This window comes from Streptomyces sp. NPDC005303 (genome assembly GCF_040607335.1).
Lineage (GTDB): Bacteria > Actinomycetota > Actinomycetes > Streptomycetales > Streptomycetaceae > Streptomyces.
The window spans coordinates 99,185-117,582 of record NZ_JBEXGM010000005.1; the positions used below are offsets into that span (position 1 = coordinate 99,185).

The window sequence follows — 18,398 nt, forward strand, 5'->3', positions numbered from 1 at the left end:
TCCCGCGATGTCCCTCACCACCCGTGCCGCGGTCGTCGAGTCCGGCGGCGCACCCTTCACGCTGTCCGACGTCACCCTCGACGAGCCCGGACCCCGCGAGGCGGTCGTCCGTATGGTCGCGACCGGCCTGTGCCACACCGACCTCGGCGTGGCGAGCGGCGGACTGCCCTTCCCGCTGCCCGGAGTCCTCGGGCACGAGGGCGCCGGAGTCGTCGAGGCCGTAGGGTCCGCCGTCACCGGCGTTGCTCCCGGCGACCACGTCGTACTGTCCTTCACCTCCTGCGGTGACTGCCGCAACTGCGACGGCGGTCACCCCGCCTACTGCGCCACCTGGCTGCCGCTGAACCTCATCGGCGGCCGGCGGGCCGACGGCACCAGCACCATCAGCCGGGACGGTGAGCCGCTCGGCGGCCACTTCTTCGGCCAGTCCTCCTTCGCCGAGCGCGCCCTGGTCGACGAGCGCAGCCTCGTCAAGGTCGATCCGGACGTGCCGCTGGAGTCCATCGCCCCGCTGGGCTGCGGTGTGCAGACCGGCGTCGGCGCCGTGTGGAACGTACTGAAGCCGGTCACCGGTGCCACGATCGTCGTCCTCGGCGCCGGAGCCGTCGGCCTGTCCGCGGTCATGGCCGCCGCCCTCACCCCGGCCACGACGATCGTCGCCGTCGACCGCGTGGGCGAACGCCTCGCACTGGCGAAGGAGTTGGGCGCCACCCACACCGTCGACGCCGGCGAGGAGGACCTCGGCGAGGCGCTCGCCGTGATCACCGGCGGGCAGGGCGCGGACGGCATCGTGGAGACCACGGGCAATGTGAGCGTCCTGCGCCAGGGCGTCGATGCGCTCGCCGCGCGCGGCACGCTGGTCGTCGTCGGCGCCCCGCCGTTCGGCACCGAGGTCTCCCTCGACGTCAACGGCCTCCTCGGCGGCAAGCGGGTCGTAGGCCTCACCCTCGGTGACGCCGAGACGCAGAGCTTCATCCCCGCCCTGGTCCGTCTGGTGAAGGACGGGCGGCTGCCGCTGCACCGCCTGATCAGCACCTATCCGTTCGCGGACATCGACCAGGCGGTACGGGACATGGGCGCGGGCAAGGCGATCAAGCCCGTGCTGACGTTCTGAGCGGTCAGTCGACCACCAGGACCAGCTTGCCTGCCGTGCGGCCGGTGTCGCCGAGCCTGTGAGCCTCGGCGGCATCGGCCAGCGGGAACGTCCCCGCGATCGTGGGCCGCAGCTCACCCTTCTCCACGAGGTCCGCGATCGCGTTCATCCCGGCGCGGTCCGCGTCCACGAGCATCCGCAGGGCCCTGACGCCGAGCCGCTCGGCCTCCTTGTCGAACTCGTCCGAGCCGACCGGCAGGATCGACACCACGATCCCGCCCGGCCGCAGCACCCGCAGCGACTTCACGGACGTCTCGCCGCCGAGCGTGTCCAGGACCACGTCGACGTCCTTCACCGCCTCGGTGAAGTCGGTCTCCCGGTAGTCGATCACCTCGTCCGCGCCCAGCTCGCGCAGGAAGTCGTGCTTGCCCGCGCTCGCGGTGCCGATCACGTACGCGCCCCGCGCCTTGGCGATCTGCACGGCCACATGACCCACCCCGCCGGCCGCCGCGTGGATCAACACCCGCTGTCCCGGCCGCAGTTCGGCGTTCTCGACCAGCGCCTGCCAGGCGGTCAGCGACACCAGGGGCAGCGCGCCCGCCTGGACGTGGTCGATCGACGCCGGCTTGTGCGTGAGAGCCCGCACCGGCGCGATGACGTACTCGGCGTGCGCACCGTGACCGTAGGGGTACGGCAGCATGCCGAACACCTCGTCACCGGGCTTGAAGGTGGCGACGCCGATACCGACCGCCTCGACCACGCCGGAGACGTCCCAGCCGAGGACGAACGGCGGCTCGCCGAGGAAGCCCCCGGTGGCGCGGTGCTTCCAGTCGGTCGGGTTCAGGCCGGCCGCCCGCACCCGGACCAGCACCTGGTTCGGTCGCGGCGCGGGACGCTCGACCTCGATCTCCTTGAGGACCTCGGGACCGCCGAGGGTGTCCTGGCTGATGGCTCGCATGGTGTTCACAGTGCTCATGGTCGTCCAGCCTGCCCGGCCCCGCCCCTCCGGGAAATGGCATGATTGCCAAGCTTCGATAGGATCGTGCCATGCGAGACGCGGATGAGACCGGGCGGGCCGAGCGGGTCGTGGTGCTGGCCCTGGACGGCGTGTACCCCTTCGAGCTGGGCATCCCCAGCCGGATCCTCGGCGCCGCCGACGGCCGGTACGAGGTACTGACCTGCAGCGTGGACGGGCGGCCGGTGAGCAGCAACGCCGACTTCACCATCGGTGTCGAGCACGGGCCCGAGATCCTCGCCACGGCCGACACCGTGGTGATCGCGCCCGTCTCGGCGGAGCGGATGACCCTCCAGCTCCCGGAGGAGGTGCGCACGGCACTCACGTTCATCCGCCCGGACGCCCGGATCGTCTCCATCTGCACCGGCGCCTTCGTCCTCGCCGCCGCCGGTCTCCTGGAAGGCGGCAGGGCGACCACCCACTGGCAGCTCGCGGACCTGTTCCGGATCACGTACCCGCACGTCGACCTCGACCCGGATGTGCTCTTCGTCGACGACGGCCGCATCCTCACCTCCGCCGGAGCCGCCTCCGGCGTGGACATCTGCCTGCACCTCGTCCGCAAGGACCACGGCAGCGAACTCGCCAACTCCGTCGCCCGCCGCTGTGTGGTCCCGCCGTTCCGGGACGGCGGCCAGGCCCAGTACATCGAGCAGCCGATCCCCGAACAGGGCGCCGCGAGCACGGCAGGGACCCGCGCCTGGGCGCTGGAACGCCTCGACGAGCCGCTGACCCTGGGCGACCTGGCCGCCCACGCCCGGATGAGCCTGCGCACCTTCGCCCGCCGCTTCAACGACGAGGTCGGCATGAGCCCCGGCCGCTGGCTGATCCAGCAGCGCGTGGCGCGGGCCCGGCACCTCCTGGAGTCCAGCGACCTGTCGGTCGACCAGATCGCGGGCCGGGTCGGCTTCGCCACGGGCGCGTCCCTGCGACAGCACCTGCACGCGGCGATCGGGGTGTCACCGCAGGTGTACCGGCGCACGTTCCAGACGGCGGCGCGCTGAACGTTCCCGGCCTGCGAGGCGTCGAAGGACCATGAGGGCGGACGGTGCACAGGGGGCGGGAATGCGCAGAGCGCTGTGGGCGGTGCTCGCGGCCGTGGCCATGACGGTCGTGGGGTGCGAGTCCGGGGAGGGCGTGGTCGTCGAGGGCACCGCACCGGCCACGGCCTACGACGGTCCGATGGACGTCCCCACGAAGGAGCTGGACGAGCACTCACCGCGGGCGCTGCGGCTCGTCTCGGGCGCTGCCGGCCGGGCCCTGGAGTGCGCCGGGGAGATCTCCAACGGCAACGGCCCCGACGGCTGGAGCGAGGACGACGGCGGGGACAGCCCGGAGGAGGGACTGGCGCTGTACTTCGACCTGTTCGACCCGGGCGACCCCCGCTCCGGCTACCGGGTGGAGCGCCGGGAGGCGGACCGCGTGCTGTACTCCTACGACGTCGACGGCCGGACCAAGGTGGCCGTCGTGGTCGCCAAGGACCAGAAGGGCAGGCCCGGTTGGGGCCCGGAGACCAGCGCGTCCTGCGACCCGTCCGAACTCCCGGCCCAGTGGACCGCCTCCCACGGCTACGAGATCTGGACCGACCGGGCGGGCGAGCGGGTCCCGACCACCGAGGTGAGCAGCGGCGCGGGGGACGACCACTGCGGCTGGGGCGAGGTGCGCTTCCTCGACCTCGGCGGGCGTACGTACGCCCGTGACCCGGAGGGCCTGCTCGAACCCGGCATGCTCACCACCGCGTACGACGGCTCGGTCGCCCTGCCGGCGACGGCGAACGACACCGGATACCGGTACGGGGACCAGGAGTTGTGGCTGACGGACGGCCGGCGCTCGGCGTACGTGCGCACCCGTGACGGCGTGGAGGCCTGGCCCCTGCTCAAGGGCCACATGGCCTGCACATGAGTGCGGTTCACCGGCTGGCGTGCAGGGCGACCAGCAACTGCCAGACCTGGTCGGCGATTTCGGCTGCGGTGGCGTCGAGGAGGCCGTGCAGCCAGTCGGCGAGGACACCGGCGAAGGTGGCGGCGACCGCGGAGGCGACCAGGGGGGCGTCGGCCGCACCCGCGAGCTCCCGCTCCCGCAGGCTGTAGGCCCGCAGATCCCGGTGCAGCACCCTGCCCAACGGCCCGCCGCCGCCCGGGCCGAGCAGGGACCGGTACAGGGCGGCGTGCGGGGTGAGCGAGGCGAAGAACTCCGCGAGCGCCGGCGGCGCGTGCACCGGGTCGGGCCGCCCGCGCCAGGCGTGCAGCGCCTCCACGGCGTCCCGTACGACGTCCGCGCAGGCGTCGACGGCGAGCGCCTCCAGGCCGTCGTAGTGCACGTAGAAGGTGGCGCGGCCGACCCCGGCCCGCCGCACCAGCGCGGCCACGCCGACGTCCTCCAGGGGCCGCTCGGCGCACTCCGCGAGCAGTGCCTCCCGCAGCCGCGCCCGGGTGCGCGCCGCCCGCGGGTCCTCGGGTGCGGGGCGGGTCACTGCGCCACGAGGACGGCGGCCAGGGCGAGCGCGCCGGGCAAGGCCTGCGCGGCGAGGATCCGGATGTTGGCGGTGACCGCGCCGTAGACACCGGCGACGATCACGCACACCAGGAAGAACACCTGCGCCCGGAACCCGGTCGGATCCCCCGCGACGAGCCCCCACACCAGCCCCGCCGCGAGGAACCCGTTGTACAGCCCCTGGTTCGCGGCCATCGGCGCGGTGGCCCGGGCCATCTCCCGGTCGAACCCGTGGAAGGACATCCCCGGCTTCTTCTGCCACAGGAACATCTCCATCACCAGGATGTACACATGTAGCGCCGCCACCAGGCCGACCAGCACGTTCGCCAGGATCTCCATCAGCTTCCCCACTTCTTGGACGTGTGTCCACTATAGCTGGACACACGTCCAGGAAGTCCACTGTCAGGCCGCCTGAGTACGGGGAACCACGGCCGCGGGACCGTGAAGTCGGCCGCGCTGGAGTTTTGGCCCAGGCCGAAAGGCCGACGTGGAAACGGGTCCGAACGGCCAGACTGATCCCGTCAGTCGATGATCCAGCAGGAGGACGCACGCCGATGGCCCCGCAGCCGCCCCGCACCGCCGAGCAGCGCACGCAGGACACCCTGCACCGACTGGAGCACGACGAGGACGTCTGGGTCGCCACGGCCCCGGACGACGGCTCGGGGGTGCCCTATCTCGTCCCGCTCTCGTTCCTCTGGGACGGCTCCACGATCCTCCTCGCCACCCCGGCCACCAGCCCCACCGGCCGGAACCTGAGGTCGACCGGCAGAGTCCGCCTCGGCCTCGGGCCCACCCGGGACGTCGTGATGATCGAGGGGAGCGTGGAGACCGTCACCCAGGCCGAGTTGAGTCAGGAGGAGGGCGACCGGTTCGCCTCCGTCACCGGCTTCGACCCTCGCGGACTCACCACGCCCTACCTGTACTTCCGCGTCAACCCGCAGCGCGTGCAGGCCTGGCGGGAGGAGAACGAACTCACGGGACGTGAGCTGATGCGGGACGGACGGTGGCTGGTCGCCGACTGAATCGGCCGTGCGGGGATATCCGCAAGGTACCGGGCCGCTGGGCGCCGACGCCCCCTGGCCGAACCCTTCGGAGGAGACATGGCACTGGTGAAAGCGGGGGTTGTGGTGCTCGACTGTGCCGAGCCCGAGAAACTCGCCGTGTTCTACAAGGAGTTGCTGGCGGCCGAGGAGACCGACGCGACCGCGAACCGCGTGGAGATCAGGGGAGCGGACGGCTTCCGGCTGGCGTTCCGCCGTGACGTGAACGCCACACCGCCGAGCTGGCCCCGTCCCGAGAACTCCCTCCAGGCCCACATCGACTTCGTGGTGGCGGACCTGGACGAGGTCGAGCGCAAGGTGGTGGAGCTCGGCGGGCGCCCACTGGAGACGAAGGACGCGGCGGGGCCGTTCGAGGAACGCGGGTACTCCGACCCCGCCGGACACTCCTTCACCCTTCGTCTGGTCACCCCGACCGCGCCCAAGCAGGGCTGAGTCAGTCGCGGCCGCCCTTCTCGTCGGACGGCCAGACTCCAGTGGAGCGTTCGATGGCTGTGGCGCCCGCGCGGTCCACCGCGCTGCGCACCACGGCGAAAATGGCGCCCTGGACCGCCGCGGCCAGCAGGATCTCTCCCCAGCCGCGGTCACGGTCCAGGGCGTCGGGCGCGTTGTCCTCGTGCCGGATCGCCTTCCAGGTCTTCTGGAAGGCCAGTCCCGCCACCGTTCCGCTCGTCCACCCCAGTACGAAGCCGAGGGGCTTGTAGGCGAGGGGCAGCTTCTTCTTCTTTGCCACGTCAGTCTCCTTGGTCAGTGGTGGGTCGGTGGTGCGCCGGGACCGCCTCGGCCGTCGGCACCGGCCCCGGCGGGGTCCCGTCGCCGAACGGACGGCCGCCGAGCTCCTCACGGTGATGCGGCGTCAGCCAGCCCGCCAGGTCGGGCCCGAGCGGCACGATGCCGGTCGGGTTGATGCCGGCGTGCACCTGGTAGTAGTGCCGCTTGATGTGGTCGAAGTCGACGGTGTCACCGAAGCCCGGCGTCTGATGGAGGTCGCGGGCGTACGCCCACAGCACCTCGTTCTCCGCCAGCTTCCAGCGGTTGCACTTGAAGTGACCGTGATAGACGGCGTCGAAACGCACCAGTGTGGTGAACAGCCGGATGTCCGCCTCGGTGAGGGTGTCCCCGACGAGATACCGCTGCCGGGCCAGCCGCGGGGTCAGCAGATCGAGTCGGCGGAACACACCCGCGCACGCCTCCTCGTACTCCTCCTGGCTCGCGGCGAAACCCGCCCGGTACACACCGTTGTTGACGTCCTCGTAGATGTCCGCCATCACGGTGTCGATCTCGTCGCGCAGCGCCCGCGGATACAGATCGGGCGCCCCGTCCCGGTGCAGAGCCGTCCACTCGGTGGCGAGGTCGAGGGTGAGCTGCTGGTAGTCGTTGGTGACGAGCTTCCCGCTCGGAACGTCCACGAGCGCGGGCACGCTCACCCCGCCCGGATAGTCGCGCTCCCGCTTGTCGTAGGCCTCGCTGAGGTAGCGGATGCCGAGCACCGGGTCGCGGCCGTCCGGGTCCAGGGTGAAGCGCCAGCTTCGGTCGTCCTGGATCGGGTCCGTGATCGCCATGGAGAGCGCGTCCTCCAGGCCGAGCAGCCGTCGCGAGATCACCGCCCGGCTCGCCCAGGGACACGCGCGGCTGACCACCAGGCGGTAGCGGCCGGCCTCCACCGGCCAGCCGTCCCGGCCGTCGGCGGTCACCCGGTCCGCGAAATGGCTCTTGGACCGCTTGAACGCCTTGTGGCCGAGCGCGCTGTTGCCGTCGTCGGCGCTGCCCATGGTTCCTCCTGTCTGACGACTGTCCTGGTGGACGCGTTCCCCGTTTTCGGGAATCGGCACGGTGTGAGTGCCCCGGAGACGGGCAGTCGGCGTGGGTGAGCGGGACATCGACGAACGACCAAGCGGACCGGAAAACACGCGTCACCGTACTGGTGGCACTAGCGGCGAACCTCGTGATCGCGGTCGCCAAGGCCGTCGGCGGCCTCCTCGCGGGCTCGCCCGCGCTGCTGTCGGAAGCGGCGCACTCCGTCGCGGACAGCCTCAACGAGGTCTTCCTGCTGGCCGCGCTGCGCCGCAGCCGCCGCCCTGCCGACCGGCGCCATCCTTTCGGCTACGGCAAGGAGCGGTTCTTCTGGTCGCTGATCGCGGCCGTCGGGATCTTCGTGATGGGCGGCTGCTTCTCCGTCTTCCAGGGGGTCGAGGCGCTCCGCAACGGCGCAGAGGAGGAGCTCAGCGGTTATGTGGCCGGCCTGATCGTGCTGGGCGTGGCCTTCCTCGCTGAGGGGATCTCGCTGCTGCGGGCGCTGCACCAGGTGCACAAGCAGGGCGGGGCGGCCCAGGGCATGCGCGACCCGGCCCTGCGCACGGTCGTCGCCGAGGACGGCACGGCGGTGCTCGGCGTGACCCTGGCCATGGTCGGCATGGCTCTGCACATGGTCACCGGGCAGGTGGTGTGGGAGGCGTCCGCCTCCCTGGCCATCGGTGTGCTGCTGGTCTACGTGGCCTACCGGCTGGGACGCGAGGCCAAGGGGCAGCTGATCGGCGAGGCCGCCGACCCGGAGTCCGACGCCAAGATCCGGGCAGTGCTGGACGCGCAGCCCGAGATCGACAGCGTGGAGGCGCTGTTCACCATGAAGATGGGGCTGGACTCGGTCCTGGTGGCCGCCCGGGTGGACCTGGTACCCGGCCTGGACAGCGAGCGGGTCGAGGAGGTCGCCGTACGCATCAAGCGGTCCGTCTCCCGGACCGTGGCCGAGGCGGACCAGATCTTCCTCGATGTGACCGACCGGCCGGCCGAGGAGGCACGAGAAAGCCCCGCCGCGACGGGGGAACGCGGCGGGGCCTGAGGCTCGGATGCCCGGCCGAAGTCGGTTCATGCGTCTTCGGCCGGGAGTTTTTTCCGAGGGTGTTCAGTCCCCGTCGACGGGCTCCAGGACGAAGACCGGGATCACTCGGTCGGTCTTCTTCTGGTAGTCGGCGTACGGCGGGTAGGCCGCGACAGCACGCTCCCACCACTCGTCCTTCTCCGCGCCGGTGATCTCGCGGGCGGTGAAGTCCCGCTTGACCGAGCCGTCCTGGAGCTCGACATGGGGGTCGGCCTTGACGTTGTGGTACCAGACCGGGTGCTTGGGGGCACCGCCCAGTGAGGCGACCACCGCGTAACGCCCGTCGTGCTCGACCCGCATCAACGGTGTCTTGCGGATGCTGCCGCTCTTCGCGCCACGGGTCGTCAGCACGATGACCGGCATCCCCGTGTCCATGAGCGTGTTCCCCTTGGTGCCGCCGGAGCTCTCGTACAACTCCACCTGCTCACGCACCCACTGGGTCGGGCTGGGCTCGTACTCGCCCTCAAGAGGCATGGTTTCCGTCTCCTCGCTGTCTGCTACCGGGCTCCCGCACGGACGTCAACACTGTCCTGAACGGGAATCATCCCGTCCGAGTTCCCCGGGCGGCACCCCGCAGACCGCCGCGGCCGAGGGACGGCGCCACCGCTCCAGGTTCGCCCTCCACCTGACCGTCGGGGACGGACGGATGACCCGTCACCGCGTGTAGGAGGACGGTTTCTCGGTATCCGCGCGTTCAGGCCGCCACCACCCCCGCACGGCCGACGCCGTGATCGTCGCGAGGCAGGCCTGCCTCCGGCCTCACGGCGACGGCTGAACCGCCCGATCACGGCCACCGGGGCGTACCCCGTCCGAGCGCGGCATGGCGGGATACCGAGGTGGGCCGACGGACCGCCGCAGCCGAGCTACCGAGGTACGGCCGCCCCGCCGCGAAGGGACGCCCTCCGCTTTCCCTCCCCACGGCGACGATCTCCGGCCAGATTGTCCCCGCCACCGATCTGGCCGAACTTCTCGTCGCCCTATAGATGCCCTGAGCATCTAATGAAGATCTGCACGACGCACCCTTCGTCTGCGAGGTCTTCCATGACGGAAACGGAACCCGTCGCCTTCCCCCAGGACCGGACCTGCCCCTACCACCCGCCCACCGGCTACGACCCCCTGCGCGCCGACCGCCCGCTGTCCAGGATCAGCCTCTTCGACGGTCGTCCGGCCTGGCTGGTCACCGGACACGGCACCGCTCGCGCCCTGCTCGCCGACCCCAGGCTGTCCACCGACCGCACCCGGGACGGCTTCCCCGCGCCCACGGCACGCTTCGCGGCAATCAAGAAGCGGAGGACGGCACTGCTGGGCGTCGACGACCCCGAACACCGTGTCCAGCGGCGCATGATGGTCCCCAGCTTCACACTCCGCCGGGCCGCCGAACTCCGCCCCCGCATCCAGGAGATCGTCGACGAACGCCTCGACGCGATGATCGCCCAGGGTCCGCCCGCCGAGCTGGTGAGCGCGTTCGCCCTGCCGGTCCCCTCGACCGTGATCTGCGTCCTGCTCGGCGTGCCCTACACCGACCACGACTTCTTCGAAGGACAGTCCCGGCGACTGCTGCGCGGCCCCACGGCCGACGACGTCGTGGACGCCCGCGACCAGCTCGAGGAGTACTTCGACGAACTGATCGACCGCAAAGAGAAGCAGCCGGAGCCCGGTGAGGGCGTACTCGACGAACTCGTCCACCGGCAGCTCCGGCACGGGGAGCTGGACCGTACGGAGCTCATCGCCCTGGCGATCATCCTGCTGGTCGCCGGCCACGAGACCACCGCCAACATGATCTCCCTCGGTACCTTCACCCTCCTCCGGCACCCCGACCGACTGGCCGAGTTGCGCACCGACCCCGCGCTGATCCCGGACGCGGTCGAGGAACTCATGCGCATGCTGTCCATCGCCGACGGACTGCTGCGGATGGCCCTGGAGGACATCGAGGTGGCCGGGACGACGATCCGTGCGGGCGAGGGGGTCGTCTTCTCGACCTCGGTCGTCAACCGCGACGAGGACGTCTACGCCGACCCGGACACCCTCGACTGGCACCGGCCCGCCCGGCACCACATCGCGTTCGGCTTCGGCATCCACCAGTGCCTGGGCCAGAACCTCGCCCGCGCCGAACTGGAGATCGCCCTGCGCACCCTCTTCGACCGGTTGCCCACCCTGCGCCTCGCCGCCCCCGCCGAGGAGATCCCCTTCAAACCCGGCGACACGATCCGGGGGATGCTGGAACTCCCCGTGACCTGGTAAGAGGCTCCGACGATGCACATGGACATCGACATCGACAAGGACGTCTGCATCGGGGCGGGACAGTGCGTCCTGGCCGCCCCGAGTGTCTTCACCCAGGACGACGACGGCTTCAGCACCCTCCTGCCCGGCAGGGAGGACGGCGGCGACCCCATGGTCCGGGAGGCCGCCCGGGCCTGTCCCGTCGCCGCCATCACCGTGTCGGAAACGGCGAGCTGACCCGGCGAGGCGACCCGAGCACCCGCCGCGACGGTTCCCGCTCGGCGACCGCGGTGTACGAAGTGATCCGATCCGTCCGCCCTCGACCCAGACGGTGAGCGCGAGCCCCGCCCGGGGCGACGGCGAGGCCGATGTCCCGGGGCGGCGAGGGCGACGACCGCGAAACTGGGCGCCTCGACCAAGACGGTGAGCGCGACCCCCGCCGGGGTCGACGGCGAGGCCGATGTCCCCGGCGGCCGGGGCGACGAGCGCGAACCGGGACCGTCCGCGCAGTGCCACGGTCGGTCCCCTCGGCCCCGGCCCGGGAGCCCCCGCAGCTCCACCGGCCCCGGGTGGCAGCACGGCCGGGTCGGTCCGCCGCGCGCGCCACCTCCGGCGCCAGTACGTCCAGCCCTCTGCTGCCCGGATCACCGCCCCGCCCCGCGGCCAGAAAGGCAGCCACCACCTGCCGATGCCGGGCTGCCGAGCTCACCCCGGCGGGTCTGGAGGAGACGGAGGGGGACTCGCGAAGGCCCGTGGCGAAGTCGTGCCGGTCGCCGCCGGCTCACCTCAGCGGGAGTCCAGCAGGAGCCGGGCCGCCTCGCGCGCCTCGGCGGCAGGGCGGGTGCTCCGCGTGATCCCCGCCGTCACCATGGCCCCCTCGGCGAGCAGGAAGAGCGAGCCGGCCAGCGCCGCGGGCCGCCCCGCCGCGGCCACGAGGGCGGCGAGGTAGTCCCCGAACGCCCTCTTGTGCGCCCGTACCTGGGCCGCCACCCGGTCCGAGGTCGCGCCCAGTTCGCCGTAGGAGTTGATCCACGCGCATCCGCGGAAGCCCTCCTCGCCGAACCATTCCCCCAGCCAGTCGAAGACCGCGAGGATCCGATCCTCGGGAGCCGACCGGAGTTCCACGAACTCGGCCAGCCGGCCCCGCCATCGCCCGTCCCGCCGCTCCAGGTATGCCTCCACCAGCTGCTCCTTGGCCGGGAACAGCTGGTAGAGCCGCTTGAGCGAGACCCCGGACGCGCCCCGTATCTCGTCCATGCCGACGGACTGGATGCCCCGCCCGTAGAACAGCTCCTCGGCGGCGTCCAGCACCCGGTCACGGGCCACTGCGCTGTCCATGGACGACCACTCCTTGACGTGAGAACGGGCGTTCTCCTACGTTAGCAGTCCCGCGGAGAACGCACGTTCTCCCGCCGCCGCCCCTGGAGGAAGCCATGACCGACCGCCCGCCCCTGCCGCCCTTCACCCGCGAGAGCGCCGCCCAGAAGGTGCAGGCCGCCGAGGACGCCTGGAACACCCGCGATCCGCAGCGCGTGGCCCTCGCCTACTCGGAGGACTCCGTGTGGCGCAACCGCGGCACCTTCGTCACCGGCCGCGCCGAGATCGTCGAGTTCCTCGCCGCGAAGTGGGCGCGCGAGCGGGAGTACGCGCTGCGCAAGGACCTGTGGGCGTTCGACGGCAACCGCATCGCGGTGCGTTTCCAGTACGAGTGCCAGGACGCCCAGGGGCAGTGGTGGCGCTCGTACGGCAACGAGCTGTGGGAGTTCGACGAGCACGGACTGATGACCCGGCGCGAGGCGAGCATCAACGACGTGCCCATCGAGGAGCAGAAGCGCCGGATCCACGGACCGCGGCCCGAGAGCGAACGGGGTCAGTCCTTCCCGCTTCAGTAGGGTTCCGGCGTGACCGAACAGGACGAGATACCGCCCTTCTTGTACGTCGTCGTCTGCGCCGCGGGCATCGCGGCGGGCGTCGGCAAGCTGATCACCGCCGCCCAGGAGCGGGAGTGGCACGTGGGCGTCATCGCCTCGCCGACCGCCATGAACGGCTTCTTCGACACGGCCGCCGTGGAGGCGCAGACCGGCTACCCGATCCGCTCCGCGTGGCGCCGCCCGGGAGACCCGCGGCCCCTCCCGGACCCGGACGCGGTCGTCGTCGCCCCGGCCACCTTCAACACGATCAACAAGTGGGCGGCCGGCATGGCCGACACCCTCGCCGTGGGCACGCTGTGCGAGGTGGTCGGCCGGGGCGTCCCGGTCGGTGTCCTGCCCTGTGTCTCCGACGACCTCGCCGCTCATCCCGCGTACCAGGACAGCCTGATCCGGCTGCGGGGGATGGGAGTGCGGTTCGGACACCCCTACGAGGGTGCCGAGGACGAGGAGTTCGGGTGGGAGCGGAGCGGGCGTTGGATCTGGTCGAGGCGAAGAGACTGTGAACGCGGGTCTCCGACTCGGGGACACCGGACGCACCTGAATCGTAGGCTCCCCTTCGGACCCCTCTCGAAGGCAGGAGCAGCAACGATGCAGTACGTGAAGCTCGGTTCGACGGGCCTGGACGTCTCGCGGATCTGTCTGGGCTGCATGTCCTACGGCCTGCCGGACCGCGGCGTGCACGAGTGGACCCTCGACGAGGAGGCGTCGCGGCCCCTGATACGGCAGGCGCTGGACGCCGGGATCAACTTCTTCGACACCGCGAACGTCTACTCCGACGGCACCAGTGAGGAGATCGTCGGCAAGGCCCTCGCGGACTTCGCGAACCGCGACGAGATCGTGCTCGCGACCAAGGTGCACGGCCGGATGCGCTCCGGGCAGAACGCCGCCGGGCTGTCCCGCAAGGCGATCATGACGGAGATCGACCACAGCCTCAGGCGCCTGGGCACCGACTACGTCGACCTGTACCAGATCCACCGCTTCGACCCGCACACCCCGGTCGAGGAGACGATGGAGGCGCTGCACGACCTGGTGAAGGCGGGCAAGGTGCGCTATCTCGGGGCCAGTTCGATGTACGCCTGGCAGTTCTCCAAGATGCAGTACACGGCCGAGCGGCACGGCTGGACCACGTTCGTGTCCATGCAGAACCACTACAACCTCCTCTACCGCGAGGAGGAGCGCGAGATGCTGCCGCTCTGCGCCGACCAGGGCGTCAGCGCCCTGCCGTGGAGCCCGCTGGCCCGCGGCCGCCTGACCCGGGACTGGGGCACGGTCACCGACCGCAGCTCCGCCGACGACTTCGGCAGCCGTCTGTACCAGGAGGGCGACCGCACCATCGTCGAGACCGTCACCCGCATCGCCGTCGAGCGGGGTGTTCCCCGCGCCCAGGTGGCCCTGGCCTGGCTGCTGGCGCAGGACACGGTGGCGGCCCCGATCGTGGGCGCGGGCAAGCCGCACCACATCGAGGACGCGGTGGCGGCGGTCGAACTGGAGCTCAGCGACAAGGAGATCGAGGAGCTGGAGGGGCCGTACACGGCCCGCCCCGTCGTCGGTCACAGCTGAGTTCGGTCACTGCCGGAACCGGGCCGACTAGTGCGGTCCGTGCGGTGCGAACTCCGTACCGCACGGACCCGCCCCCTCGCTCTCCGGCAACGGCACCCGCGCACCGCTCATCGACAGTGTCCGGTAGTAGTGCCCGATCCGCTCCGTGGAAGCCCCCACGTAGTGCCCGATGAACGACCGCCGGAACCGGTCGGCCGTACGGTTGGGCTGCGACCCGTGCACCAGGCTGCCGTTGAAGAACAGGACATCCCCCGGCGCCATGTCGACGGGAGTCGCGGCGAGCCCGGGCGGCGGTGCCACGTACTCCCGCGCGAACGACACCTCGGAGTCCGCGAGTTCGGGGCAGAACAGGTCCATCCGGTGCGTGCCGGGGACGACCTCGAGACCGCCGTTGTCCCGGTCGATCTCGTCGCAGGCCACCCAGGCCGCGACACAGGTGCCCGGCTCGACGCGCAGATAGAAGTTGTCCTGGTGCAGCGCCTGCCCCCGCGCCCCCGGCGGCTTGAAGTAGAACATGCTCTGCGCGGCCAGGACCTCCTCTCCGAGCAGGGTCTCCAGCACCTCCCGCAGTCGGGCGTCCAGCAGGAACCGCAGCGCGAGCTCGTTGATCTCGTGCGGCTGCATCACACGCGGATACCTGCGCAGCGGGTCCGTCGACTCGCTCGGCGCACCCGGTTCGAAGTGCCCCGGTACCGGCCCGCCCGCGTGCAGCGCCGTGAACTGCCCGCACAACGAGTCGATCTCGTCGCGTGCGAACAGTCCGCGGACGACCATGAAGCCGTCCTCCTGGAACTGCCGGACCCCTGTCTCGATACCCGTGACGGTCATACGGCCCCTCCCTGGTCGTCCCTGTTCCCATGTGTTCCACTCGTCACGCTAGGCCGCAGCCCGTGCGAGGAGGATGCCCGTGACCGCCGACGGATTGCCCGAGACCGCTGCGTCCGGTGACCCCGGACCGCCGCCGGGCCTCGTGGTCGTCGGCCGCTACGACGAACTCCCGGGCTACGCCGTCCATCGGCCGCGCGGCGCCGACAGCTGGCTGTTCACCTGGACCGTGGGCGGCCGGGGCAGCCTGAGCCAGGGACGGACCGAGACCGCCGCGAGCGCCGGGGACCTGGTGGTGCTCGCCCCCGGCGCCCCGCACCGCTACGGCGTCGAACGGGGCGCCGCGCGCTGGGAGTTCTGGTGGGCGCACTGCGGAGCCAGATCGTCCTGGGCCACCTGGCTGGGGCCGCACGGCAGGGGAGACGGCATGTACGTCGTCCCCGCGGACCCCGCAGGGGGCGGACCGCACGCCCGCGTCGAGGCGGCCTTTCGCCGGATGCTCGCCGACGCCCGCCGGCCCCGCACCGGCACCCCTCCCGAGGCTCCGCAGGACGACCGGGTCGCCGTCGCCGTGGCCCACGGCACCACCGCCCGTGAACTCGCCCTGTGCGCACTGGAGGAGGTCGTCCTGCTCACCGCCGGCACCGTACGCCGGGGCCGGGCCGGGACCGACGTGGACCCGCGAGTGCGGCGTGCCCGGGAGCTGATCGCGGCCGATCCCGGCGCCCCGCACACGGTCCGGTCGCTCGCCGCCGAGGTCTCGCTGTCACCGTCCCGGTTCGCCCACCTCTTCACCCAGCAGCTGGGCCACCCACCCATGAGGGCGCTGCGCGAGGCCCGGCTGCGGCACGCCGCCCGGCTCCTGGAGAGCACCGACCTGTCCGTGGAACGCGTCGCCGCCGCCTCCGGCTTCGCCAGCCCCTTCCACTTCAACCGTGTCTTCCGTGACCGCTACGGCACACCGCCCGGCGCCTACCGGGCCGCGGGCCCAATGGTTGGGACATGACATCATGGTGCCGCCCGGACGCGCTGTGTAGTGGAGGTTCAATGGTTTCCTGGATCCCTTCGCGGAGTTAACTGGATCCTGTTTCCAATTACGGAATGAGGAGAGCGGCATTCCCCGGAGTGTCGGTGTTGACGAATCGTCTATCTATACTGGGCGAACGGGATGCGGAAAACCGGGAGATCACTTGTTGGACGTCCCTGACCTGTGCAAAAGTGTGTCTTGTCGGCACACAGACAATGCACATTTCCCCTGTGTGCTCTTGACCCGCTCCGTACGCCCTTCATGCTTCAAAAGAGCTGTCCCAGGCGGACGCACCCATTGGTATGGACTTTAAGCAATGCAGCATGCCCTCGGGAGGAAATGCCGCCGTGAAAGACGCAGGCCTGTCGAATTCCCCGTCTCCCGTTCGCCCGTACGACGTCACGGACGAGCAGCTGAGCGCCGAGCTCAAGAAGTGGAGCGGCACGACGCCGGCCCTGCAGCCCGTCGGTGAACTCCTCGACCGGCACTGGGAAGCCGCCTTCGCCTACGCGCGGCTGTGCACCGACGGCCCCCGCCCCGCGGGCATGCTCACCACGGCCGCGTTCACCCGTCTCTTCGGCGAATCCCTGCGGCACACCGGGCCGACCTCCGCATGGCGGCCCCATCTGCTCGTCACCGTCCGCCGGATCGCGGCCGAGTGGGACGCCGACGGCCGCCGGGAGATGCTGCACCCCGCGCTGAGAAGCGAGGCGGGCGGCGACCGAGCCGCGGCCCGCCTGCTGCCCCCCGCCGAGCGGCGTCTGCTGTCCGGTGCCTTCCAGCGCCTGCAGCAGTCCGCCCGCTGCCTGCTGTGGCACACCGAGGTCGAGGCCGAGCCGATCGGCGTCCCCGCGGCCCTGCTCGGCCTGGACGAGGAGGACGCCCGCGTCGAACTCCGCCGGGCCCGCGAGCGGTTGCGCGAGGAGTGCCTCCAGGTCCACCGCGAACTCGCCCCCGAGCAGGAGTGCCGGCACTATCTGCGACTGCTCGACGTGACCTACCGGCGCGGCGGTGTCGAACTCGACCCCGATCTGCGCGAGCACCTGGAGCGGTGCCGGCACTGCATGCACACCGCCGACCAACTGCACCAGTTCAACGGCCAGCTCGGCCTGGCACTCGCCGAGGCCGTGCTCGGCTGGGGTGCCGCCGCCTATGTGCAGTCACGGCTGAGCGTCGACGACCCGGAAGCGGCACGCGAGGCCCAACAGCACGCGCCGGAACGGCCGTTCGTGGGTGAGGCATTCGGTGCTCCGATGCCCTTCACCGCCCCGGGCCAGGGCGCGCCCGCCGCTTCTGGACCCGCCGGCGCGGCGCCCGCGGCTCCCGGCTCCCGCGCCCGTACGCGCTCCGCCTCCCGCCGCTCGGCCCACAAAGCCGCCCGCCGCACCTCCCGCCGCAACCTCACCGCGGCTGTCCTGACCGTGAGCGGACTTGTTGTGCTTCCCCTGGTCATGTGGTCCTCGTTCCGCTCGGACGACAACGGCCCCGCCGGGGCCGCCCCCTCCGAGGCGCCCGGCACCGACACGGCCTCCTCGACCAGCGACCCGTCGTACTCCGGGTCGAACGAGGCGCGCCAGGGCGACCTGCGCGGTCGCCTGCACAACGTCGAGTCCGGACTGTGCGTCGGTGTCGTCGGCAAGAAGATCGCTGAGGGAGCCGAGACCGAACTCGCCAAGTGCTCCGGGGCCGAGGGCCAGCAGTGGACCTACGAGACCGACGGACTGCTGCGCAGCGCCGCCGACCCCGACCTGTGCCTGGACTCCCACCTCGGCTTCTCGGTGCGCCTGGCGACCTGCACGGGCGCCGCCGCGCCCGACGCCAAGAACGTCCGCTACGACTTCACCCTTCAGGGCACGCTCGTACCGCGCTGGAACCAGGACCTGGCTCTGACTCCCGCGGCCACCGACGGATCCGGCGCCCTGGTCCTGAAGAACCGCGACGACGGCCCCGCCCAGCGCTGGGTCTTCGACACCTCGAAGACCGACCCCCAGATGGAGGCGGTCAACTGGGACGCGGACAGCAGCCCCAAGCCGACCCCGAAGTCCGCCCCCGCGCCCTCCAGGACACCCGCACCGACCCCGAAGGCGTCCGCCACACCGATGCCCACGCCCACACCGCCGAGCAGCCCGTCTCCCGGCGACAACTGCTCCACCAACCCGTACTACTGCTCCTGGGGCGGCCAGAACGGCGGCGGATCCGGCGCCGGGTACGGCGGTGGCTACGGCGGCGGCTACGGGTACGGCGGTGGTTACGGCTACGGCGGCGGCTACGGAGGCGGTGGCTACGGCGGCGGGCGCTGAC

General features: G+C 71.4%; 20 protein-coding genes and 1 pseudogene. 13 read left to right on the forward strand and 8 right to left on the reverse strand.

Annotated elements, in window-relative coordinates:
• Positions 1-7: 7 nt before the first annotated feature.
• Positions 8-1,114 (forward strand): NAD(P)-dependent alcohol dehydrogenase, encoded by a 1,107-nt coding sequence (locus ABZT93_RS10265; protein WP_356101699.1) that lies wholly within the window; start codon positions 8-10, stop codon positions 1,112-1,114.
• 4 nt (positions 1,115-1,118) lie between these two features.
• Here the strand turns inward: ABZT93_RS10265 and ABZT93_RS10270 are convergent, their stop codons facing one another.
• Positions 1,119-2,069 (reverse strand): NADP-dependent oxidoreductase, encoded by a 951-nt coding sequence (locus ABZT93_RS10270; protein WP_356101702.1) that lies wholly within the window; start codon positions 2,067-2,069, stop codon positions 1,119-1,121.
• Positions 2,070-2,140: 71 nt separating this feature from the next.
• Here ABZT93_RS10270 and ABZT93_RS10275 point away from each other — a divergent pair, with 71 nt between their 5' ends.
• Together ABZT93_RS10275 and ABZT93_RS10280 are read left to right on the forward strand one after the other, a co-directional pair.
• Positions 2,141-3,109 (forward strand): helix-turn-helix domain-containing protein, encoded by a 969-nt coding sequence (locus tag ABZT93_RS10275; protein ID WP_356101706.1) that lies wholly within the window; start codon positions 2,141-2,143, stop codon positions 3,107-3,109.
• 61 nt (positions 3,110-3,170) lie between these two features.
• A complete protein-coding gene (locus ABZT93_RS10280) occupies positions 3,171-4,007 on the forward strand; it encodes a hypothetical protein (protein ID WP_356101709.1) in 837 nt (278 codons plus the stop codon).
• Positions 4,008-4,014: 7 nt separating this feature from the next.
• Here ABZT93_RS10280 and ABZT93_RS10285 read toward each other — a convergent pair whose 3' ends face one another.
• Complete coding sequence (locus ABZT93_RS10285) at positions 4,015-4,578, reverse strand: TetR/AcrR family transcriptional regulator (protein ID WP_356101711.1); 564 nt, start codon at positions 4,576-4,578, stop codon at positions 4,015-4,017.
• Entirely contained in the window at positions 4,575-4,937 is a 363-nt protein-coding gene (locus ABZT93_RS10290; protein WP_356101714.1) for a DUF1304 domain-containing protein, read from the reverse strand. Before ABZT93_RS10290 ends, ABZT93_RS10285 begins: the two co-directional genes overlap by 4 nt.
• A 215-nt stretch (positions 4,938-5,152) precedes the next feature.
• Between ABZT93_RS10290 and ABZT93_RS10295 the strand changes: the two genes are divergently transcribed.
• Entirely contained in the window at positions 5,153-5,620 is a 468-nt protein-coding gene (locus ABZT93_RS10295) for a pyridoxamine 5'-phosphate oxidase family protein (protein ID WP_356101717.1), read from the forward strand.
• A 78-nt stretch (positions 5,621-5,698) separates the two neighbouring features.
• A complete protein-coding gene (locus tag ABZT93_RS10300) occupies positions 5,699-6,091 on the forward strand; it encodes a VOC family protein (protein ID WP_356101720.1) in 393 nt (130 codons plus the stop codon).
• A gap of 1 nt (position 6,092) precedes the next feature.
• Here ABZT93_RS10300 and ABZT93_RS10305 read toward each other — a convergent pair whose 3' ends face one another.
• Together ABZT93_RS10305 and ABZT93_RS10310 are read right to left on the reverse strand one after the other, a co-directional pair.
• Positions 6,093-6,389, reverse strand: coding sequence for a DUF4235 domain-containing protein (locus ABZT93_RS10305; protein ID WP_356101723.1), 297 nt, complete (start codon positions 6,387-6,389; stop codon positions 6,093-6,095).
• A gap of 1 nt (position 6,390) precedes the next feature.
• Positions 6,391-7,428: a glutathione S-transferase C-terminal domain-containing protein gene (locus ABZT93_RS10310; RefSeq protein ID WP_356101726.1), complete on the reverse strand. Its 1,038-nt coding sequence runs from the start codon at positions 7,426-7,428 to the stop codon at positions 6,391-6,393.
• A gap of 95 nt (positions 7,429-7,523) precedes the next feature.
• On the opposite strand from ABZT93_RS10310, the gene ABZT93_RS10315 reads away from it, so the two are divergent.
• Complete coding sequence (locus ABZT93_RS10315; protein WP_356101729.1) at positions 7,524-8,495, forward strand: cation diffusion facilitator family transporter; 972 nt, start codon at positions 7,524-7,526, stop codon at positions 8,493-8,495.
• Positions 8,496-8,558: 63 nt separating this feature from the next.
• Here ABZT93_RS10315 and ABZT93_RS10320 read toward each other — a convergent pair whose 3' ends face one another.
• On the reverse strand, positions 8,559-9,008 hold the full coding sequence (locus ABZT93_RS10320) for a nitroreductase family deazaflavin-dependent oxidoreductase (protein WP_356101732.1): 450 nt from the start codon (positions 9,006-9,008) through the stop codon (positions 8,559-8,561).
• 567 nt (positions 9,009-9,575) lie between these two features.
• On the opposite strand from ABZT93_RS10320, the gene ABZT93_RS10325 reads away from it, so the two are divergent.
• On the forward strand, positions 9,576-10,775 hold the full coding sequence (locus tag ABZT93_RS10325; protein WP_356101734.1) for a cytochrome P450: 1,200 nt from the start codon (positions 9,576-9,578) through the stop codon (positions 10,773-10,775).
• Positions 10,776-10,793: 18 nt separating this feature from the next.
• On the forward strand, positions 10,794-10,991 hold the full coding sequence (locus ABZT93_RS10330; protein ID WP_356102207.1) for a ferredoxin: 198 nt from the start codon (positions 10,794-10,796) through the stop codon (positions 10,989-10,991).
• Between the two features lie 549 nt (positions 10,992-11,540).
• Here ABZT93_RS10330 and ABZT93_RS10335 read toward each other — a convergent pair.
• The gene (locus tag ABZT93_RS10335) at positions 11,541-12,092 is read right to left on the reverse strand and encodes a TetR/AcrR family transcriptional regulator (RefSeq protein ID WP_356101738.1); all 552 of its coding nucleotides are present in this window, start codon (positions 12,090-12,092) and stop codon (positions 11,541-11,543) included.
• A 95-nt stretch (positions 12,093-12,187) separates the two neighbouring features.
• Between ABZT93_RS10335 and ABZT93_RS10340 the strand changes: the two genes are divergently transcribed.
• The 3 genes and pseudogenes from ABZT93_RS10340 (at position 12,188) to ABZT93_RS10350 (ending at position 14,245) form a co-directional block, all read left to right on the forward strand.
• Positions 12,188-12,646, forward strand: a complete 459-nt coding sequence (locus ABZT93_RS10340; protein ID WP_356101741.1) for a nuclear transport factor 2 family protein — start codon at positions 12,188-12,190, stop codon at positions 12,644-12,646.
• 9 nt (positions 12,647-12,655) lie between these two features.
• Positions 12,656-13,153 (forward strand): annotated as a pseudogene (locus ABZT93_RS10345) (flavoprotein); the annotation flags it as partial.
• A 120-nt stretch (positions 13,154-13,273) separates the two neighbouring features.
• Positions 13,274-14,245: an aldo/keto reductase gene (locus tag ABZT93_RS10350; protein WP_356102210.1), complete on the forward strand. Its 972-nt coding sequence runs from the start codon at positions 13,274-13,276 to the stop codon at positions 14,243-14,245.
• Between the two features lie 27 nt (positions 14,246-14,272).
• On the opposite strand, the gene ABZT93_RS10355 is transcribed toward ABZT93_RS10350, so the two are convergent.
• Positions 14,273-15,073 carry a phytanoyl-CoA dioxygenase family protein gene (locus ABZT93_RS10355; protein ID WP_356101744.1) on the reverse strand — a complete coding sequence of 267 codons (801 nt, stop codon included), beginning with the start codon at positions 15,071-15,073 and terminating at the stop codon, positions 14,273-14,275.
• Between the two features lie 79 nt (positions 15,074-15,152).
• Between ABZT93_RS10355 and ABZT93_RS10360 the strand changes: the two genes are divergently transcribed.
• Together ABZT93_RS10360 and ABZT93_RS10365 are read left to right on the forward strand one after the other, a co-directional pair.
• Positions 15,153-16,076, forward strand: coding sequence for a helix-turn-helix domain-containing protein (locus tag ABZT93_RS10360; RefSeq protein WP_356101745.1), 924 nt, complete (start codon positions 15,153-15,155; stop codon positions 16,074-16,076).
• Between the two features lie 368 nt (positions 16,077-16,444).
• Complete coding sequence (locus ABZT93_RS10365) at positions 16,445-18,397, forward strand: RICIN domain-containing protein (RefSeq protein WP_356101748.1); 1,953 nt, start codon at positions 16,445-16,447, stop codon at positions 18,395-18,397.
• Position 18,398: the final 1 nt, after the last annotated feature.